The sequence below is a fragment of the Thalassospira australica genome, assembly GCF_000763295.1.
In the GTDB taxonomy this organism is placed as follows: Bacteria; Pseudomonadota; Alphaproteobacteria; order Rhodospirillales; family Thalassospiraceae; genus Thalassospira; species Thalassospira australica.
On the sequence record NZ_JRJE01000005.1, the window covers coordinates 253,917 to 273,609 of the forward strand.

General features: G+C 54.6%; 14 protein-coding genes, 1 pseudogene and 1 riboswitch. Of the genes and pseudogenes, 6 read left to right on the forward strand and 9 right to left on the reverse strand.

Going from position 1 to position 19,693, the window contains the following annotated elements:
• Nucleotides 1-46: 46 nt before the first annotated feature.
• Both JF44_RS0105370 and JF44_RS0105375 read right to left on the reverse strand, forming a co-directional pair.
• Nucleotides 47-1,321, reverse strand: a complete 1,275-nt coding sequence (locus tag JF44_RS0105370; RefSeq protein ID WP_033067905.1) for a pentapeptide repeat-containing protein — start codon at nucleotides 1,319-1,321, stop codon at nucleotides 47-49.
• Nucleotides 1,322-1,504: 183 nt separating this feature from the next.
• Nucleotides 1,505-2,776: a pentapeptide repeat-containing protein gene (locus JF44_RS0105375; RefSeq protein WP_033067906.1), complete on the reverse strand. Its 1,272-nt coding sequence runs from the start codon at nucleotides 2,774-2,776 to the stop codon at nucleotides 1,505-1,507.
• Nucleotides 2,777-3,176: 400 nt separating this feature from the next.
• On the opposite strand from JF44_RS0105375, the gene JF44_RS0105380 reads away from it, so the two are divergent.
• Nucleotides 3,177-4,412: a response regulator gene (locus tag JF44_RS0105380; protein ID WP_033067907.1), complete on the forward strand. Its 1,236-nt coding sequence runs from the start codon at nucleotides 3,177-3,179 to the stop codon at nucleotides 4,410-4,412.
• A gap of 4 nt (nucleotides 4,413-4,416) precedes the next feature.
• Here JF44_RS0105380 and JF44_RS0105385 read toward each other — a convergent pair whose 3' ends face one another.
• From JF44_RS0105385 to JF44_RS0105395, 3 genes are all read right to left on the reverse strand, one after another.
• A complete protein-coding gene (locus JF44_RS0105385) occupies nucleotides 4,417-4,737 on the reverse strand; it encodes a YnfA family protein (protein WP_033067908.1) in 321 nt (106 codons plus the stop codon).
• A gap of 16 nt (nucleotides 4,738-4,753) precedes the next feature.
• On the reverse strand, nucleotides 4,754-5,764 hold the full coding sequence (locus JF44_RS0105390; RefSeq protein WP_033067909.1) for an asparaginase: 1,011 nt from the start codon (nucleotides 5,762-5,764) through the stop codon (nucleotides 4,754-4,756).
• Nucleotides 5,765-5,871: 107 nt separating this feature from the next.
• Complete coding sequence (locus tag JF44_RS0105395) at nucleotides 5,872-6,348, reverse strand: Lrp/AsnC family transcriptional regulator (RefSeq protein WP_033067910.1); 477 nt, start codon at nucleotides 6,346-6,348, stop codon at nucleotides 5,872-5,874.
• 142 nt (nucleotides 6,349-6,490) lie between these two features.
• Between JF44_RS0105395 and phhA the strand changes: the two genes are divergently transcribed.
• Nucleotides 6,491-7,381: a phenylalanine 4-monooxygenase gene (gene phhA / locus JF44_RS0105400; protein ID WP_033067911.1), complete on the forward strand. Its 891-nt coding sequence runs from the start codon at nucleotides 6,491-6,493 to the stop codon at nucleotides 7,379-7,381.
• A gap of 42 nt (nucleotides 7,382-7,423) precedes the next feature.
• Here phhA and JF44_RS0105405 read toward each other — a convergent pair whose 3' ends face one another.
• Nucleotides 7,424-7,846 carry a response regulator gene (locus tag JF44_RS0105405; RefSeq protein WP_033067912.1) on the reverse strand — a complete coding sequence of 141 codons (423 nt, stop codon included), beginning with the start codon at nucleotides 7,844-7,846 and terminating at the stop codon, nucleotides 7,424-7,426.
• 300 nt (nucleotides 7,847-8,146) lie between these two features.
• Nucleotides 8,147-8,298, forward strand: a riboswitch (cobalamin riboswitch).
• A 123-nt stretch (nucleotides 8,299-8,421) separates the two neighbouring features.
• Between JF44_RS0105405 and JF44_RS0105410 the strand changes: the two genes are divergently transcribed.
• The 3 genes from JF44_RS0105410 to meaB are packed head-to-tail and all read left to right on the forward strand — an operon-like array spanning nucleotide 8,422 to nucleotide 13,736.
• On the forward strand, nucleotides 8,422-10,470 hold the full coding sequence (locus JF44_RS0105410; protein WP_033067913.1) for a methylmalonyl-CoA mutase family protein: 2,049 nt from the start codon (nucleotides 8,422-8,424) through the stop codon (nucleotides 10,468-10,470).
• Nucleotides 10,471-10,472: 2 nt separating this feature from the next.
• Nucleotides 10,473-12,626, forward strand: coding sequence for a methylmalonyl-CoA mutase (gene scpA, locus JF44_RS0105415; protein WP_033067914.1), 2,154 nt, complete (start codon nucleotides 10,473-10,475; stop codon nucleotides 12,624-12,626).
• 60 nt (nucleotides 12,627-12,686) lie between these two features.
• Entirely contained in the window at nucleotides 12,687-13,736 is a 1,050-nt protein-coding gene (gene meaB / locus JF44_RS0105420) for a methylmalonyl Co-A mutase-associated GTPase MeaB (RefSeq protein WP_156111600.1), read from the forward strand.
• Nucleotides 13,737-13,803: 67 nt separating this feature from the next.
• On the opposite strand, the gene JF44_RS20280 is transcribed toward meaB, so the two are convergent.
• Nucleotides 13,804-13,956, reverse strand: a complete 153-nt coding sequence (locus tag JF44_RS20280) for a hypothetical protein (RefSeq protein ID WP_156111601.1) — start codon at nucleotides 13,954-13,956, stop codon at nucleotides 13,804-13,806.
• 156 nt (nucleotides 13,957-14,112) lie between these two features.
• Complete coding sequence (locus JF44_RS20285; protein ID WP_156111602.1) at nucleotides 14,113-14,262, reverse strand: hypothetical protein; 150 nt, start codon at nucleotides 14,260-14,262, stop codon at nucleotides 14,113-14,115.
• A gap of 207 nt (nucleotides 14,263-14,469) precedes the next feature.
• Between JF44_RS20285 and JF44_RS0105425 the strand changes: the two genes are divergently transcribed.
• On the forward strand, nucleotides 14,470-15,468 hold the full coding sequence (locus JF44_RS0105425; RefSeq protein WP_033067915.1) for a tRNA dihydrouridine synthase: 999 nt from the start codon (nucleotides 14,470-14,472) through the stop codon (nucleotides 15,466-15,468).
• A gap of 84 nt (nucleotides 15,469-15,552) precedes the next feature.
• Here the strand turns inward: JF44_RS0105425 and JF44_RS20585 are convergent.
• Nucleotides 15,553-19,693: pseudogene (locus tag JF44_RS20585) on the reverse strand (hypothetical protein); the annotation flags it as partial.

Here is a 19,693-nt window from a genome sequence, read left to right on the forward strand (position 1 = left end):
TACAAAGGGCGGCGTTTTGCGTTTCAGGGGTGATCAGCTCAAACAGCTATTTCTTGCCGGGAATATATCCATTAAGGATCAGGCCGACGTTTGCGCCTTCAAGCTCGGCGTTGCTCAAATCGGTTGCCCCGAAAGCAACGCCTGCAACATTTGCCTTGGTCAGATTGGCCCCGTTCATCTGCGCCTCAGCGAAAATCGCATTGCGCAGATCAGCCTGTTCAAAGTTTACATCCGTCAGGTCCGCACGCCACACCGTTCCGGTTTTCTGGCCTTTCTTGTCACGCTGATCAATGCCGCCGAATTGAACGCCCTGAAAAATGCCTTCGCTGCAATCTGAGCCGGTCATGCGAACACCATCCATCACTGCACCGTTCATCCGGATTTTGTGCATGTCGGTTTCACGCAGGGAACACATGGCAAGAATGGTATCGACAAACAGGGTTCCGCGCAGGATGCATTTATCAAAAACAGCCCCCGACAAATCCATGCCGGAAAAATCCATCCCTGATAAATCGCGCCCGGCTGCGATCATCGGCATGCCGCTTTTGCCCCCGGTTGAAAGCCATTCGCTGTGTCCGTTGACCAGTTCGCGTATATCATCGACAAGCGGTTCTGCGGGTGCGCCACCTCCGATCGAATGGGATGTATTGGCCTGGGTAAGATCCACATCTTTCATATCGACATTGCGCAGATTGGCGCCGCTCAAATCAGCGCCGACCAACTCACAACCGGCAAGTTTTGCGCCCTTCAGGTTGGCATTGCGCAGCTTCGCCCCATTCAGATTACATCCTGTCAGGTCCGCCCCTTCGAGGTTGACCGCAAACATGTTGGCATCGCTCATATCGGTATGGGCCAAACGCGAACCGGACATATTCGTACCCGCCATATTCGCCCCCCACATGACCGCCCCTTCAAGGTCGGCGTTGCTCATGTCGGTAGCTTTCTTGACGGGGCGTTCCTGGGATCCTTCGACAACAATCATAATGCCTGCGCGCAAATCAATGCCGCTCAGGTTGGCATTGCGCAGGTTGGTCCGCGCCATATTGGCACCGCGCAGATCGGCGCGTTCAAAAGTCGATCCTTCAAGGTCGGCCTCAACGAAATTGGCACCAAACAGGTCACAAAAATCAAAACAAACCTCGCGGGCCGAAGCCTGAATAAAATTGGCCCCGGGCAGGACGGCTTCTTTCAAGCTGATCTTGTTCATCTTGATGCGCGACAGATTGCCATTACGCAACTGCATGCGCTGTCCGCCCGGTTTTTGATTGAGATACATTTGATGCTTTTTAATCGCATCAATCAGATCAGAACGCGATGCCATTTGGCAGATAGACCCCCGACGATAAATCAGTCTTTTATTATAGAACTAATAGATCGCAAGAGTCTCGTCGCAGCGCAACACATTTAACCGTTTGCGCAATTTTGTTGACGGGAAATTCAATGATTTAGCTGTCTGGAAACATCCAACTGTTCAGGAACAGGGCGGAGCACGAAGTATAGGATCCTATACTTTTTCCGGAATTGTCCCGTTCAGGATGGAGCCGGTGTTGGTGCCATCAAGATCAACCTCGGCAAGGTCCGTATCGCCAAAGGCAACACCGGCAATATTGGCTTTACTCAGGATGGCGCCCTTCATGCGTGGTTCGTCAAAGACCGAATTTCGAAGATCGGCGTTCGAGAAGTCTGCAAAGGTCAAATCAGCGCGCCAGACTTCACCGGTTTTCTGCCCCTTGCCATCACGCTGTTCGACACCGCCAAATTTCACGCCCTGACAGATTATCTTGCTGCAATTTGCATAGGACATCCTGACACCATTCATGATGGCACCGCTGAGCCGTGCGCGGCTCAGATCGGCATTGCGCATGGAGGTCATCACCATAATGGTATCAACCAGCACCGCACCGCGCAGGATACAGTCATCAAAGCACGCCGCAGACAAATCAAGCCCTGTGAAATCAAGGTCCGTCAAATCGCGTCCGGTCACATCAAGCGGCGCGCCCGATGCACCACCGCTGGTCAACCATTCGGTATGGGCGTTGATCAGGCTACGGATATCTTCTGGCAGGGGTGCAACCGCCTTGCTGCCGATTGAGTTGGATATGTTGGCCTGAGACAGATCAACATCGGAAAGATCCACATTGCGCAGATTGGCCCCGGATAAATCCGTACCGATAAGGAGAGTGTCCTTAAGCTTCGCCCCCTTCAGGTTGGCATTTTTAAGCTTCGCCCCCGAAAGATTGCAGCCCGAAAGGTCAGCACCAGCAAGGTTGACGGCAAACATGTTCGCATCACTAAGGTCTGCATCGGCCAGACGCGCCCCCGACATGTTGCTTTCCGCAAGGTTCGCGCCGGACATCATCGACCCTTGCAGATCGGCATTGGCAAGGTCGGTCGCACGCTTGACCTTCTTTTCGCGTCCGGCATCAACGATCACCATCACACCGGATCGAAGATCAGCCCCCTTGAAGTTGGCATTGCGCAGCTTTGCACGCGCCATATTTGCCCCGCGCAGGTCCGCACGCATGAAGCTTGAGCCTTCCAGATCGGCTTCAACAAAGTTCGTGCCAAACAGATCACTGAAATCAAACTTGACGTCGCGAATAGTGGCCTGAATGAAATTGGCACCAGGAAGCACCGCATCCTCAAGACTGATCTTGCTCATTTTGATGCGCGACAGGTTTCCGTTGCGTAAGTGCAAACGCTTGCCGCCCGGTTGTTTTGTTGCGTAGAGCTGATGCTTTTTAATCGCATCAATCAGTTCTGCACGCGATGTCATGATATTAGATCGCACCCCCGGTCGATCAGGAACGGCATTTTATGCTCGTTGGTTTTAACGCGTCCTATATTGTAGCTGTGCTTGGCATCATACATTCTGACAAAATATGACAATCACATCAAAAATAACGCATACTTAGATATAGGCGCTGATTGAAACGATGCCAACGCATGTCTTTTGATATGTTGCTTGACATCCTTGACCAAACACCTTGGTCGACAAGACCCAAAATGGCATGGTGGGCTCAGCTTTTTGGGTCGATTCGCTTTGAAGCCTCGTACACGACCAACCTTGCACGACCAGCCTTGAGATCAAGGCTGTCAGGTCCCACCTGCAATAGGACTACGACGGGTCCCGGAGGACTACGACGGGTCCCGGGTAATTGAGAAAAATACGGGCGATGCACCATATTTTATTTGTCGATGATGACGCCAACATCCTAAGCGGTCTGCGCCGGCGTTTGCGCAGTGCCCGACCGCAATGGAACCTTCATTTTGCCAATGGCGGAATTGAGGCCCTTAAGCTGGCTGAAAATCAGGATTTCGATGTCATTATTTCCGACATCCAGATGCCGGGCATGGATGGCATTACCCTGCTTGAAAAGCTTCAGAAAACCCAACCTGATGCTGTGCGCATCATTCTGACAGGGCATACAGACAACGCGTCCTATTTGCGAACAATTGGTCCCGCACATCAGTTCATAAGCAAGCCTTGCGATAACAAAACCCTGATCGACAGCATCGAAAATGCCGTCGGCCTGCGACAATTATTGCAAAGCTCGGAACTCAGAACACTTGTCGCAAGCTCCAAAAGCCTAGCATCCCCGCCAGACACCTACATGCGTCTCGAAACCGCGTTTGCCGATCCGAATTATGCGCTGGGCAATGTCAGTGATGTTGTTGAATCCGATATCGCCCTGACAACAGAGGTCCTGAAACTGACCAATTCATCCTATTTCGCCGTGACACAGAATATTTCATCGGTTGCCCATGCGGTTCGGATGCTGGGCACGGAAACCCTCAAGGCACTGGCGCTGTTTGTTGGGCTCTATCGCGGGTTTGAAGGCCCTGCCCATCAGGCTGCAAAGCTCAAACGCCTGTGCCACCGTAGCCAGCAAATCGGCGTTACCGCAGCATTGATCGCGGAATATGAAAACCTTCCACGTGAAATTTGCCATGCGGTCCCGTCAATCGGCATGCTGAGCCACATCGGGACACTGATCCTTCATACCAACCGGCCCGAAGAGATGGAGGCTGTTCTTGCCCGGGTCGAGGCAGAGGGCATTTCAATTGATCAGGCCGAACAAGAACATTTCGGTGCCGGACATGCGGAAATTGGGGCCTATTTGCTCGGACTTTGGGGGTTCCCAGCCCCCGTCATTCAGGCGGTTGCCTATCACCATCGGCCAATGGATTTGCCACACAAGGAAATGAACGGGCTGACCGCGATATATGTTGCCCAGAACCTGACCCGTGAAATTGCCGACCGCGATGCCGGCAATGCTGTCATCAGCAACATTGATCAGGACTATCTTGCGCAAATCGGCAAACAGCACCGCCTTGAAGAATGGACCAACCTTGCCGCCATTGTCAGCGAAAAATACCGGGAACTCACCAACAGTCCGGAACAGCGATAAAGGCCTAGCGCGGCGCAAACAGGATAATCCCGGCACCCAAAAGGCACACAAGCATCCCGGTCATGTCCCAACGATCCGGTGTGGTGCGTTCAACCACCCACATCCAGAAAATCGATGCTGAGATGTAAACCCCGCCATAGGCCGCAAAGGCCCGCCCGGCAAAGTCTGCCTCAACGCGCGTTAAAAGCCAGGCAAACACAATAAGCGATGCAATACCGGGCACGATCCAAAGAACTGATTTCCCGGACCGAAGCCAAGCCCAGAAGGCAAAACATCCCGCAATTTCTGCAATGGCCGCAAAGATATAGGCCGCAATGCTTTGCATCTGTTTCCTGTATTGATCAGAAGGCCGGGCGCATATCCCCGGCATATTTGCCAGCCCAGTTGGTCAAAACCGGGGTCAGGTATTTTTTAAGGACCTCGGCCTTGGCATCATCAATCACGCCATGTTTACGCAAGATCGCGCCCATCGCAACCTCTGCGCCGCGCTGGGTGCCATCATCAATCTTCAGCGCAACACCAAGCCCCTGTTTGGGGAAGGCTGCACAGTAAACACCCTCTGCCCCAACCTTAACCAGGGCATCCTCGCCGCATTCTTCCATGATCCCGGTGCAGAACCGACCGGTTCCAGCGACCATGAACGGGGCTTGCGCACAGCCCTTGCGGATACGTTTAATCGCATCAATGCGGGTTTCAGAAAGCCCGGCCGGATCGGCCATACGGGCCATCGCAAGACCAAGATCACGCAAACGCATGCCAATTACCGGGATGCCACAGCCATCGATGCCGCGCGGGGTCGATGACAAATCGCAATCGCCCATTTCTTCAAGAACCTTGATCAGGCGCTGCTGCACCGGATGGGGTTCATTGATATACCCCGCCGGGGCTTCACCCAGATGCTGGGCGGTGCTCAGAAAACCGGAATGTTTGCCCGAACAGTTGTTGTGCGCCTTGGTCAGGGTAATCTGATCACCGGCCTGCTTGATCCCTGCAGGCGGGTGAATCGAATAATGCGGTGCGCATTCCAACGTGTCGACGGACAGCCCGATATTCTCAAGCCATGCTTTGACGGTTTGTGCATGCTCTTCCTCGCCATTATGCGATGAGCAGGCCAATGCGATGTGCTTGTCTTCAAGGCCAAACGCATCAGCCGCACCACTTTCAATCAACGGAATCGCCAAAAGCGGCTTGATCGCCGAACGCGGATACATCAGCGCATCAATATCCCCACCCTGCTCAATGACAGTGCCATCAGCCTTCATCACCACATAGCGACCACGATGGAAACTTTCGACCATGTCGCCACGGGTGGCTTCGACAAGGATCGGATTGGCGGCGATTGATTGGGACATGGTTATGCTCCGGCAATGGTGGGACTGATCATCCTATGCCCGAAATGCGGCCCCAAAAGCAAGCAGAGCTGATCTTGCACCTGCGAAAATACAAAGGTTTTCGAACTTTAAGCTTTGGGCATCGGGATCGCGGTGTGGTTTTTGTATTCCTTTAACACCAGACTCGATTGCACATCGCGCACATTGGCCATTGAAAGCAACTGATGCGTGACAAAATCACCAAAGCTTTCGATATCATTGGCCACCGCGACCAACAGAAAATCCTGACGGCCGGTCATCGCCCAGCATGACAGGATTTCGGGCAAATCATTCATGACACGGGCAAAATCCTCTGCCCCGGCTTCGGTATGACGTTGCAAGCGAACCTGAATGGTCGCCAACACCCCGAACCCAAGTTTCTTGCGATCCAGCAGCGCCACCTGACGTTTGATCACACCGGATGCTTCAAGCTGCTTGACCCGGCGCAAACAGGGCGAAGGAGACATGCCAACTTTTTCCGCCAACTGAACATTGCTGATTGATGCGTCCTTTTGCAGAGCCTGCAAAATTCGAATATCGGTCACGCTCAAGGGGATGTCGGTCATTTATCACCTCAATTACAAGCATAGACGGTCATAATATATACATCATACCCTATTTCCCGGCGTCATCGGTCAGAAAATGACATTTGATTTACTGTAAAATGATCCCTGTAAAACGGCTTTAAGAACCCGAACGAGGACGGCCATGGATCAGGGAAACAATCTGCGTGGCGATTACAGCCACATCAATGATGACTACACGATCAATCAGGACTGGGAATCTTATAGCAAAGCCGAGCATGACCTGTGGCGACGCCTTTATGCCCGCCAATCACGCATTCTGCCTGGCTATGCGGCTGAGGATTATATTGCCAATCTTGCCCGTCTGGATGCCAAGGACCAGATCCCGCATTTCGGTCGGGTCAGCGAACAGCTTCATGCTGCAACCGGTTGGCATCTGGTTGCTGTTCCCGGCCTTGTGCCTGACGATGTGTTTTTTGATCATCTGGCCAATCGCCGCTTCCCGGTGACGGTCTGGCTGCGCAAACCCGAAGAAATGGATTATCTGGTCGAACCGGACATTTTCCATGATTTCTTTGGTCATGTACCGATGCTTTATGATCCGGTTTTTGCCGATTACCTTGCCGCCTATGGCGCAAAGGGCCCCGAGGCCATTGCCATGGGCGGGCTTAAGCAATTGGCGCGCATGTATTGGTATATGGTCGAGTTCGGCCTGATCATGACCGACCACGGTTTGCGTGCGTATGGCGCGGGCATGCTGTCATCACAAAGCGAAACCATCTATTCGGTAACTGATCCCACCCCGAACCGGGTCGCCTTTGATCTTGAGCGGGTCATGGCAACCGATTACGCGATTGATGACTTTCAGAAGACCTATTTCGTTCTGGAAAACTACGATCAGCTGTTTGCGGCCATGAATACGCCCCTGGGGCCGATTTATGACCGGCTGATTGGCAAAACCGCAATTGACCCGCAAACAACATTGCCAACCGATCGCCTTTATCACCTGCATGGTGATGCCAACAGCATCATTTCCCTTGGGCCAAGACAGCACAAACAACAACGCCCTGCGTAATGCAGGGCGTTCGATCAGATCATAATCGGTAAATTGCGTGGTTCAGCAGGCCGGCATCGATTTGCCAAGCACCCGGTTTAGCTGTTCAAGCACGACCTTCGGGCTGGCATCCTTGCTGATGAAATCTGCAGCGCCAAGCGCATCTGCCTGTGCCCGGGTATCTGCGTCATAATGCGCGGAAAAGAAGAACACCGGCACATTAACCGCAGAAGGATAACGACGGCGAATTTCACAGAACGCCTCAAAGCCGCTCATGCCCGGCATTTCAATATCGAGAATGATGGCATTGGGGCACAGCCCGTCAAGCTGATCAATCAGATCATCAGCACAATCAAAACCGGCCACGTCATATCCAGCCCGACGCAACACTGTTTCAAGGGCAGCCTTGGCACTGGGACTGTCGTCGGCAAACGCAACAAGTCCGTCAGGACAAAACTGCGACGGCATGGCGCTAAGCGCGTTCATGGATGGCGATACTCCGAGATTTGGGACAGCCCCAATCTGACAGACGAAAATGTCAAATTGGTTAAACCCGTCAGATTTTTGCCATCATCGTTTCCGCATTGCAGCATATTCCGCGAAAGTATAAGTCCCTCAAAACCCGTTTTCAGAACATGAGCAATTCTCACAAACCGGAAAAGCTCAATGTTTTCGGCAATTTAACGCTACGGAAGTCTGATAAACGTATCTCTCCCTTCATCGAAATAGGTATTTCCATGCCTATTTACGGAATTAGGGACAAGTGCTATAAACCGCCATGTCGCGAATGTGACCGGAAAACATGGTCGGGAATCCGGTGAGGCCAATCGTTAGCGTACTTTGGTCAAGCCCGGAACTGCCCCCGCAACTGTAAGTGTGAAGCCATTTTTTAAGGCTTTTGCACGAGTCAGGATACCGACGATGTTTTCTTGGCATAAATGGGCCGGGCGGGGTGTACCGGGTACTGGGAATCCGTAGTAGAATAAAATCTGGGAACGTTCCGCTCCTTCAAACCCCATATCCGCTTTGAAGGCACGAAACAAACCAAGCCGGGAGAAACCATGTCCGACCCGCTTAAGCTCGCATCCGAATTTCCATCTGCTGATTACGCAAGCTGGCGCAAGCTCGCCGAAGAGGCCCTTAAGGGGGCGCCGTTCGACAAGAAGCTTGTGACAAACATGCTTGATGGCTTTGCCGTTCAGCCGATCTATACCGGCGATGACGAAGATGACGCGACCCGGCTTATTCACGAAGTTCTCAATGCCTCGGTCGAGCCGCGCGAAACGGTTACCGGATGGGATATCCGACAGCTTCATACCCACCCCGATCCCAAGGCAACCAACGCGGCCATTCTTGAAGATCTTGAAAATGGTGCGACGTCCGTCACGCTCAAACTTGATGCCGCTGCGCGTAACGGGCGCGAAATCAACTCCGGCGACGTCGGCGTGGACGGAATTGCCATTCATTGTCTGGCTGACCTCAAAGTCGCACTTGATGATGTGTATACCAACCTTGCAACGGTTGCTCTTGATGCCGGTGCGGCTGCTATTCCTGCCGCCGCCCTTCTGGCGGCCCATATTGCCGATTCAGATGGCGCAGACGAAGCAGCCCCCGCCTTTAATGTTGACCCGATCGGGACCCTTGCTGCAACGGGCACCCTGCCCTGTGCGGCCAATGATGCCGTTAATCACGCCGCAAGTATTGCCGTTGAGCTGATTGATCTGTTCCCGCTGGCAACTGCCATTTCGGTCAATGGCACCCCCTACTACAATGCTGGTGCAACCGATGGACAGGAACTGGCCTGCCTTCTGGCAAGCGGGGTGACCTATTTGCGCGCCCTGACCGAGACCGGAATGGCTGTGGATCAGGCCGCAGGCGCAATTGTGTTTAATGTCGCGATTGGCACTGATTTCTTTGCCGGAATCGCCAAGCTGCGTGCACTTCGCATGATGTGGAGCCGCGTGCTTTGCGCATCCGGAGCAGAAGATGCAACGATTACCATCAATGCAATCTCCGCCGAAATGGCGCTGACCAAGGTTGATCCATGGGTCAACATGCTGCGCACCACCGTAACAAGCTTTGCGGCTGGTCTTGGCGGAGCGGACAGTGTCACCTGCCTACCCTATGATCATCTGATCGGCCTGCCCGATGGCTTTGCACGCCGCATTGCGCGCAACACCCAATTGATCTTGCAGGAAGAAAGCAACGTTCACCGCGTCATCGACCCGGCGGGTGGTTCGTGGTTTATTGAAAACCTGACCAAGGAACTTGCCACTGCCGCCTGGGCAAAATTCCAGTCGCTTGAGGCAACCGGCAGCATCCTGAGCGCCATCGCCAGCGGAACGTTAAAAACAGAAATCGATGCCATTTGGCAAGCACGTCAAAAACGTCTGGCAACCCGGCGCGATCCGCTGACCGGCGTGTCGGAATTTCCCAATATCACCGAGGCCAAAGTCACCTGCGACACCCCCGACCTTGACGCCATTCGGGCAGAGGGCAAAGCACGTCAAACCGATTTTGCCGGCACTGTGGGTTCTGATCTGGCCTCCATGATCGAGGCTGCCCGTTCCGGGGCCACCATCGGCCATATCTTTGCTGACCTTTATGGTGCCAGTGCCGAAACACGCATTTCGCAATTGCCCGCACACCGATTGTCGGAAAACTACGAGCACCTGCGCCAACGTGCAGATGCCCATAAATCCAAAACCGGCAGATTCCCGCAGGTCTTCCTTGCCAATCTTGGCAAGGTCGCCCAACACACCGCACGGGCGAGTTTTGCACGCAACTTCTTTGAAGCAGGCGGGATTGAGGCCATCACCAACAATGGTTTCGAGGACGCAAAATCCGTTGCACAGGGCTTTGACGACAGCGGGGCAAAAATCGCCGTGATCTGTGGATCAGACCCGCAATACGGCGACATGGCAGCAGATGTTGCCAAGGCCCTGAAATCATCGGGTGCCAGCCTTGTTTACCTTGCCGGACATCCCGGTGATGCCCGTTCTGCCTATCAGGCCGCTGGCATTGATGAATTTATCCATGTCGGATCGGACGTTCTTGGCATTTGCGAAACCGCACTTGATCACCTTCTTGGCAAACCGGGGGAGAAATAACCATGACCCGCATTCCTGATTTCTCCGACCTGCCACTTTTTGACGGCGCATCCGCCGGTGCCAAAGACCCGTTTGAAAGCACGCCATGGACCACGCCCGAAGGGATTGATGTCAAATCATCCTATGGCCCCAGGGATCTGGATGGCATTGATCACCTGAGTACCATGCCGGGCATGCCGCCGTTTTTACGCGGCCCCTATCCGACCATGTATGTGCAGCGTCCCTGGACGATCCGCCAATATGCCGGGTTCTCAACGGCCGAGGAATCCAACGCGTTCTATCGCCGCAACCTTGCGGCGGGCCAGAAGGGCCTGTCGATTGCCTTCGACCTTGCCACCCACCGTGGTTATGACAGCGATCATCCGCGTGTGGCCGGTGATGTCGGCATGGCCGGGGTGGCGATTGACAGCATCTATGACATGCGAACCCTTTTTGATGGCATCCCGCTTGATGAAATGTCGGTTTCCATGACCATGAATGGGGCGGTTCTGCCCGTAATGGCGCTTTACATTGCGGCTGCCGAAGAACAGGGTGTGAAACACGAACAGCTTTCAGGCACCATTCAGAACGACATTCTCAAAGAATTCATGGTGCGCAACACCTATATCTATCCGCCGAAACCATCGATGCGCATCATTTCGGACATCTTTGCCTTTACCTCGCAAAACATGCCGAAATTCAACTCGATCTCGATTTCCGGCTATCACATGCAAGAAGCCGGGGCGACGGCCGACCTTGAGCTGGCCTATACGCTGGCGGATGGCATCGAATATGCCCGTGCCGGTCAGGCAGCAGGTCTTCCGATTGATAAATTTGCGCCGCGTCTTTCGTTCTTCTGGGCGATTGGCATGAACTTCTTTATGGAAATCGCCAAGATGCGTGCGGCCCGCATGATCTGGGCCAAGCTGATCAAACAGTTCGATCCGCAGAACCCCAAGTCGCTTTCGCTGCGCACACACAGTCAGACATCGGGTTGGTCGCTCACCGCGCAAGACGTCTATAACAACGTCATCCGCACCTGCGTTGAGGCGATGGCATCGACACAGGGCCACACACAATCGCTGCATACCAATGCCCTTGATGAAGCATTGGCGCTGCCGACCGATTTCTCGGCCCGGATTGCCCGCAATACCCAGCTGTTCCTGCAACAGGAAAGCGGCACCACCAATGTCATCGATCCGTGGGGCGGGTCGTATTATGTCGAACGCCTGACACGTGATCTGGCGGAAAAGGCATGGGCGCATATTGCCGAAGTCGAAGAACAGGGCGGTATGGCCAGGGCGATTGAGGCTGGCATTCCGAAAATGCGCATCGAAGAGGCCGCCGCCCGAACCCAAGCCCGAATTGACAGCGGCCGCCAAACACTGGTGGGGGTCAACAAATACCGCGTCACCGATGATCGCCCGGTCGATGTGCTTCAGGTCGACAATGCCGAAGTCCGCCGCCAACAGATCGCCAAGCTTGAACGTCTGCGGGCCGAGCGCGACAACGCTGCTGTTGAAAGTGCCCTGACTGCACTGACCAATGCGGCAGACAGCGGTGATGGCAACCTGCTTGAACTGGCTGTGCAGGCCGCACGGGCCAAATGCACCGTGGGCGAGATTTCCGATGCGCTTGAAAAGGTCTATGGCCGTCATCAGGCCGTGATCCGATCCATCTCGGGTGTTTATAAAACCGAAGTCGGTGCGGATAACGAGGCGCTGGCCAAGGTCGATCGCCTGATCACGACGTTTGAAGAAAACGAAGGTCGCCGTCCGCGTATCCTGATCGCAAAGATGGGTCAGGATGGTCATGACCGTGGTCAGAAGGTGATCGCAACTGCCTTTGCCGATCTTGGCTTTGATGTTGATATTGGCCCGCTGTTCCAGACCCCGGAAGAAGCCGCCAAGCAGGCGGTCGAAAACGATGTTCATATCGTCGGTGCAAGTTCGCTTGCCGCCGGTCACCTGACCCTTGTGCCGCAGCTTCGCGCCGAACTTGATAAGCTTGGCCGTGATGACATCATGATTGTTGCCGGTGGCGTGATCCCGCCGCAGGACTTCGACAAACTGTTCGAAGCCGGAGCCGAGGCGATCTTCCCGCCCGGAACGGTCATTGCCGAAGCTGCGGGCGACCTGCTAGAAAAGCTAAATCAATCTGGCGACGAAGCAGCCTGATCCGGGCTGCTTCCCACCCTGTCGTTGGCAGGATGATTTGGATCGGCAAAGGGACCATCGGTGAAAGAAACGCTTCGCACCATACCTGCAGGATCGGGCGGCACGGTCAGCCCGCGCAAGGCCGTGCGCAGACGTGTGCTTTCAACCGATGAAATCGTTGCGGGTGTTCTGGCAGGCGACCGCACCATTCTGTCACGTGCGATCACACTGGTCGAAAGCCGCAATCCCAAACATTTCGAACAGGCGCAAGCCGTTTTGGCGCAACTGATGCCCGATACCGGTGGATCACATCGTATCGGCATTACCGGGGTTCCCGGTGTTGGCAAATCAACCTTTATCGAGGCCTTTGGCAAGAACCTGACCCGTGCTGGGAAAAAGGTTGCGGTTTTGGCGGTTGATCCGACCAGTGCGCGGTCTGGCGGTTCTATCCTTGGCGATAAAACCCGGATGAACGAGCTGTCGATTGATCCCAATGCCTATATCCGCCCATCGCCCAGCAGTGGCTATCTGGGCGGGGTCAATCGCATGACGCGCGAAACCATATTGCTATGCGAGGCTGCCGGTTTTGATGTGGTTCTGGTCGAAACCGTGGGGGCCGGGCAAAGCGAAACCATGGTCGCGCAAATGACCGATTTCTTCTTGGTCCTGATGCTGCCCGGTGCGGGCGATGAGCTTCAGGGCATCAAGAAAGGCGTTCTTGAAATTGCCGATCTGATCGCGGTCAACAAGGCCGATGCCGATCCGGCAAAGGCGCGTGAAGCCAAACGTGAGTATTCCTCAGCTTTGCGCATTTTACAGCCAAGCAGCAAACATTGGCGTCCGCAATCGGTGATGGTTTCAGCCCTGATCAATGACGGGCTTGATAACATCTGGGACCTGATCAACCAGCATCGCACAGTGATGGAAAAGGAAGGCGAGTTCACCGCCAAGCGTGCGCGCCAGCAACGCGACTGGATGTGGACCATGCTGCGCGACCGGTTGCTTGAAACCTTTACCGCACGTGATGACGTGGCAAGCCGCCTTCAGACGCTTGAGGCAGACGTGCTTTCGGGCACCACCAACCCGACCGCCGCGGTCGAGGAAATGCTGGAACTGATCAAACAATCCTGAAACATAAAAGGCCGCACCAATCAGGGACGGCCTTTTACCATTCATCTGCGATCATCAAACGGGTGTATCAGCCCTGATCGGCTTCTTTGAGCTTGGCTTTCAGTACTTTCAGCTTCTCAACCGCGTCATTGATCTCGGCTTCCATATGAACGAGGCTTTCACGCTTTTCGCGCGGCACGGCTTCTAGTTCGTTCAATGCTTTTTCAACGATATGGAGCATTTCTTTTCCTCCTGACGGACACTGCCGGGTAACGGATTGACCTTATGTCCATCATGACCAGACGGGCGTGCCCGATCAAAGACATAGATCAAACCCTGTCGGAATTTCCCCTGTAACGTATCAATGGCGCATCATGTTCCAGCGTGGCTGGAAAACTCAGGAGGCGGTCTGTTCAAGTCGCTCCTTAAGGACCTGAAGACTTTCGGCCGTTGATTTCAAAACGGTTTCAAGGCCACTCAGCTTTTCGCGGGTTTCGCGTGAAACGGCTTCGACTTCATCAAAGGCACTTTCAAAAATATACAGCATGATTTTCGTCTCTTGATTGTTGTTTTTGATCCTTAAGACCTAGCGGCCAAATCCGCTGAAACCGTGTCAGCAATGCGCTATTTTCGCCGCAATTGCGCGGCCTTTCCCCGCATCTGGCAATGCTGATCTGTGATTTTTCAACGGCACGTTTTGGTACTTTGTGTTAAAAGCCGCCCACGGTTTCCCTGAAGACAGGATACACAGACGATGACGCATCTGGTGCTTGCACCAATGGAAGGACTTGTTGACTGGCGCGTTCGGCAATTGCTGAGCGCTGCCGGCGGGTTCGACCTGTGCGTGACCGAGTTTATCCGCGTGTCGCAGAACCTGTTTCCCGCCCATGTGTTTCACCGCTATTGCCCAGAACTGCTTAATGGCGGCAAGACCCTGTCGGGGGTGCCGGTTCTTGTCCAATTGATGGGCCATGATCCCGAACTGATGGGTGAAAACGCCGCCTTCGCCACCACACTTGGCGCGCCGGGAATTGATATCAATTTCGGCTGCCCGTCCAAGACCGTGAACAAACGCGAAGCCGGGGCGTCGCTTTTGAAATGCCCGGACAATCTGTATGAAATCGTTTCTGCCGTGCGTCGTGCGGTGCCCGATGACATTCCGGTCAGTGCAAAGGTCCGGCTTGGCTTTTCCGATAAGGAACTGTTCCTTGATATCGCACGCGCGGTTGAGGCCGGTGGCGCACAGCATCTGACAGTTCATGCGCGCACAAAGGTCGAAGGTTATAAACCGCCGGCACATTGGGAATATTTGGCGCGCATCCGCGAGGCCATTTCAATCGGCATGACCGGCAATGGCGAGATTTGGGATGTCGCAGACTATCAGAAATGCCGCGATATTTCCGGCTGCGACAGCTTCATGATCGGACGTGGTGCCGTTGCAGCACCAGATTTGGCCAACCGTATCAAGGCGTTTGAAAATGGCACGCACCTGCCCAAGGAAAGCTGGGCGGATGTGCTGTCGATGTTGCTGGCCTATCGCGACTTGATGGCTGCCGATGGCGCGTCAGAAAACCATCAGGCCGGACGCATCAAACAATGGATGGCCCTGATCCGCAAAAGCCACGTTCAAGGCGCGCAATGTTTTGACGAGATCAAACGCATTCGCGCCATAGACGAACTCTGTGCCAAACTGCGCCACGACATGTCATTGCCGGAAAATCAGCGGCAAAGTGATCTGATTGCCGCGGAATAACCGGAAACACTGGCATTAATCCAAAAAGAAACGGGCGGTCGTAATGACCGCCCGTTTTTCGTTTCACCAGTTGGTTCAAGGCAATTAACTGCCGAACCCGAAATCATCAGAATCAAGATCGTCGGGATCATGGACACCCATCAGGGTGACAGATGCATCATTGCCCAGTTCGATGACAACATTGCCATCGGTATCAACATGCATGTCGTGCTGGATCTGATTGAAGTTGTTGTAGTTCCATTCAGACAGATCAATGATGTCCTCACCCGGCGTGAAGTCGGTGATGATGTCATGGCCATCGGCCTTGCCGATCTCAAACGTATCCCAACCAGTTCCCCCGGTCAGGGTATCGTCCCCGGCACTGCCATAGAGGTTATCGTCACCTGAACCACCGAGCAGCATGTCATCACCGGCATTGCCCCACAGCGTGTCATCGCCGTCGCCGCCATCGATGGTGACATCGCCGTAGCTGAACTCATTGCTGGTCAGGTCGACAATATCATCGCCCGCACCGGCCTCAATCACTTCGACACCGTTGATGCGTACTTCGTCATCACCATCACTGACATCGTCATGAAGGAACAGGGCATCATTGCCGCTGGTCATTTGCAGGGTATCAACACCCTCGCCACCGATGAACACGTCATGGGACTGATTGTAACCATCCAGATTGACATATTCGCCAGTGCCGTCATCACCACCGTCATGATGACCCCAGCCATTGCCATTGTGGTTATCATGCCCCCAACCATTGTCATGCTGATGGCCATCTTCGCTCGGTGAACCGTCATTGAGCGCGTACCAGGTGCTGCCCCAGGTGTCATCGGCATTATATTGCAGGACATCACCACCGGCACCGCCGTTCAGGATATCTTCACCGGCACCACCCGACAGGGTATCAGCGCCCGACCCGCCCCAAAGCGTATCGTCACCGGCACCACCGCTGATATCGTCATCACCGGCGTTGCTCCAGATGATGTCATCACCTGTACCGCCAAGGATCGTGACGTCACCATATGACAGCCGATCACTGGTCAGATCGATGATGTCATCGCCGTTCCCGGCATCGATAACCTCGATATTGGAAATCCGCGGGCTGGTGCCCGGATCGGTAATGGTGTCATCAAGGAACAGGGCATCATTACCGCTGGTCATCGCCAGCGTATCGGTACCATCACCGCCATCAATGATGTCTTCAGAACGGTTATAGCCCGACAGATTTATCTGTTCGTTGCTGCCGTCCATGTTCGGATCGCCAACGTTCTTGGCAGCGTAGCTTCCGCTCCAGGTCGCATCTTTCTGGTATTCGATGTAATCGTCGCCAGCACCGGCATCAATCAGGTCAGACCCTTTGCCGCCATTGATGCTGTCATCGCCATCTCCACCCCAGATGGTGTCATCCCCGTCGTCACCGCCAAGGATGTCCGCACCGTCCAGACCCGACAGCAGATTGGCACCATCATCACCAAACAGGTAATCGTTGAAGTCAGACCCGATCAGATCCTCGATCGAGCTGAGCTTGTCATTGCCATTGCTGCTGGTTGCTGTGCCGTTTTCAAGGCTTGCAGCAACCGCAGTGGTCGATGAGGCGTAGCTTGCGGTATCGCGGCCAGAACCACCAGACAGGCTGTCATGGCCTGCACCACCGTCAAGCGTGTCGTTGCCGTCATCGCCATAGAGTTTGTCATCGCCGTTTCCGCCGGAAATAGTGTCATTGTCGTCGCCACCATACAGCTTGTCGTTATTTTCGCCGCCTTCGATGACATCATCACCAGCACCGCCCCTGATGCTGTCATCACCGGTGCCGCCAACAATGCTGTCATTGCCAGCTTCGCCATACAGTTTGTCCTGGCCCTGACCACCAAGCAGCGTATCCGCACCATCACCGGCCCAGACACGGTCATCGCCCGAACCGCCATCAAGCGTATCGTTACCCGTACCACCCGTGATGCTGTCCTGACCGCTGCCGCCTTCGATCAGGTCATCACCTTCATCACCGGAAAGCGTGTCGTCACCATCACCGCCATACAGGCTGTCATTGCCTTCCATGCCGCTGATCGTGTCCTGACCATTAAGGCCAAAGACCGTGTCATCACCGGAAAGAGCGGAAATCGTGTCATTGTTGCTGGTGCCATAAAGCAGATCGTCATATGGCGTCGGACCGGATGTGGACTGCTCAACACCAACAAACATGTCTGCGGTCAGCGCGCTCATCGAAACCCCGACAAGGGTTAGCGTGCCCTGACCATTGAGGTTGATCACGGTGTCATTGCCGACCTGGCTCATCTGGTCTTGCAGATCATCCCAGTCATCAATGTCGAGCGATGCCAGATTGATCTGGTCTTCGTCCGGATCAAAGTCGGTAACGACCTTATCGCCGGAATTGCTTGAGACAAGGATCTGATCGGCACCCGAACCACCGGTGTAGGTATCATCACCCGCACCACCATCAAGGGTATCGTTGCCCGTGCCGCCAATCAGGGTATCGGCACCATCGGTTCCGGTCAGGGTGTCATTGCCGGCACCACCATCCATCAGATCATTGCCAGACCCACCGGACAGAACGTCATTACCGTCACCGCCGCTCAGCGTATCTGCGCCATCACCGCCTGCAAGCGTATCGTTGCCAATACCACCTTCAAGCGTGTCATCGCCGCCATCCCCTGAGAGCATGTCATTGCCAGCACCGCCTGCGATGCTGTCATTGTCATCGCCGCCATAGATAACGTCGTCGCCACCTTCGCCATCAAGGCTATCATCGCCGCTTGAGCCGTAAATGGTGTCGGTTTCATCCCCACCCGTGATGGTGTCATCACCGTCCATGCCGTCGATGTAATCATCGCCGCCGCCGCCATCCATGACATCGTTGCCGCTGCCACCAACCAGGGTGTCATCACCGGCATTGCCTGCAATAACGTCGTCACCTTCGTTACCGTCAAGGCTGTCATTGCCTGCGCCGCCCGACACAACGTCATTGCCGCTGCCACCCGTTACGGTGTCGTCGCCATCGCCGCCCGAAAGGTTATCATCACCTTCCATGCCATTGATCGTGTCGTCACCCGCACCGCCATCAACCACATCATTCCCGGCAAGGGCATCGATATAATCATCTTCGCTGGTGCCCAGCAGGACATCATCAAACTGTGTCGGGCCGCCATCATTTTCGATGCCGACAAACATGTCAGACGAAACGTCATTCAGGCGAACACCGCGCAACGTGACAGAGCCCTGATCACCAAGATCAATAACCGTATTGCCATTCACTTCCGACAGAAGCGGGGCCAGTTCCGACCAGGTGCTGACATCGAGTGCATCAAGGGAAATCTGATCAACGCTGGTGTTGAAATCAGTTACGAGTTTGTCACCGATCAGGCTGCTGACCTGAATAAGGTCTGCCCCGGATCCACCCGAAAGCGTGTCGTCGCCCGAACCGCCATCCAGCGTATCGTCGCCATCGCCACCAATCAGACGGTCCGTACCGGCACCACCATCCAGAAGGTCATCACCTTTTTCACCGTTCAGATAATCGTTGCCGTCCCCGCCCATCAGCGTATCGGCACCATCACCCGTCCAGATCGTGTCATTGCCAAGACCACCATCAACCGTATCTTCGCTGACATCGGCTTCGACGTTGTCAAATGTGTCATTGCCATCGCCCAGATCAACTTCGTTGTTCTGGCTGTTGCCATAGACATAATCGTCATGGGCCGATGCAATGACTTTTTCGAAGTTCGCAAGGATGTCGCCAACCGCATCACCACCAAAGGCACGTCCGCCTTCACCCGGATTGTGGGTGTGGGCATCCGTATCCCCAAGGAAGATTTCAACACCTTCGTCAGAACCTTCGTAGCTGATGGTATCGCGGCCTTCACCCCCATCAAGGTAATCGCCACCGGCACCACCTTCGATGGTGTCATCACCCGCACCACCCAGAAGGGTGTTGTCACCGCTTGACCCGGTCAGAACATCATCGCCATCCGACCCGACAACATTTTCAATGCCGCTGACCGTATCCGTGCCACTTTCGGCAGAGGTCGCCGTTCCGGCAGACAGATCGACCGTCGCACCGCTGGTTCCACTGACATCAAGGGTATCTTCACCCGCGCCACCATCAAGGGTGTCATCTCCGGCAGCCGCCACGAGCGTGTCATTCCCGGCACCGGCATCGACAACGTCGTTGCCCGCACCATCATCAATAACGTCGGCACCGTCGCCTGCCGCAATG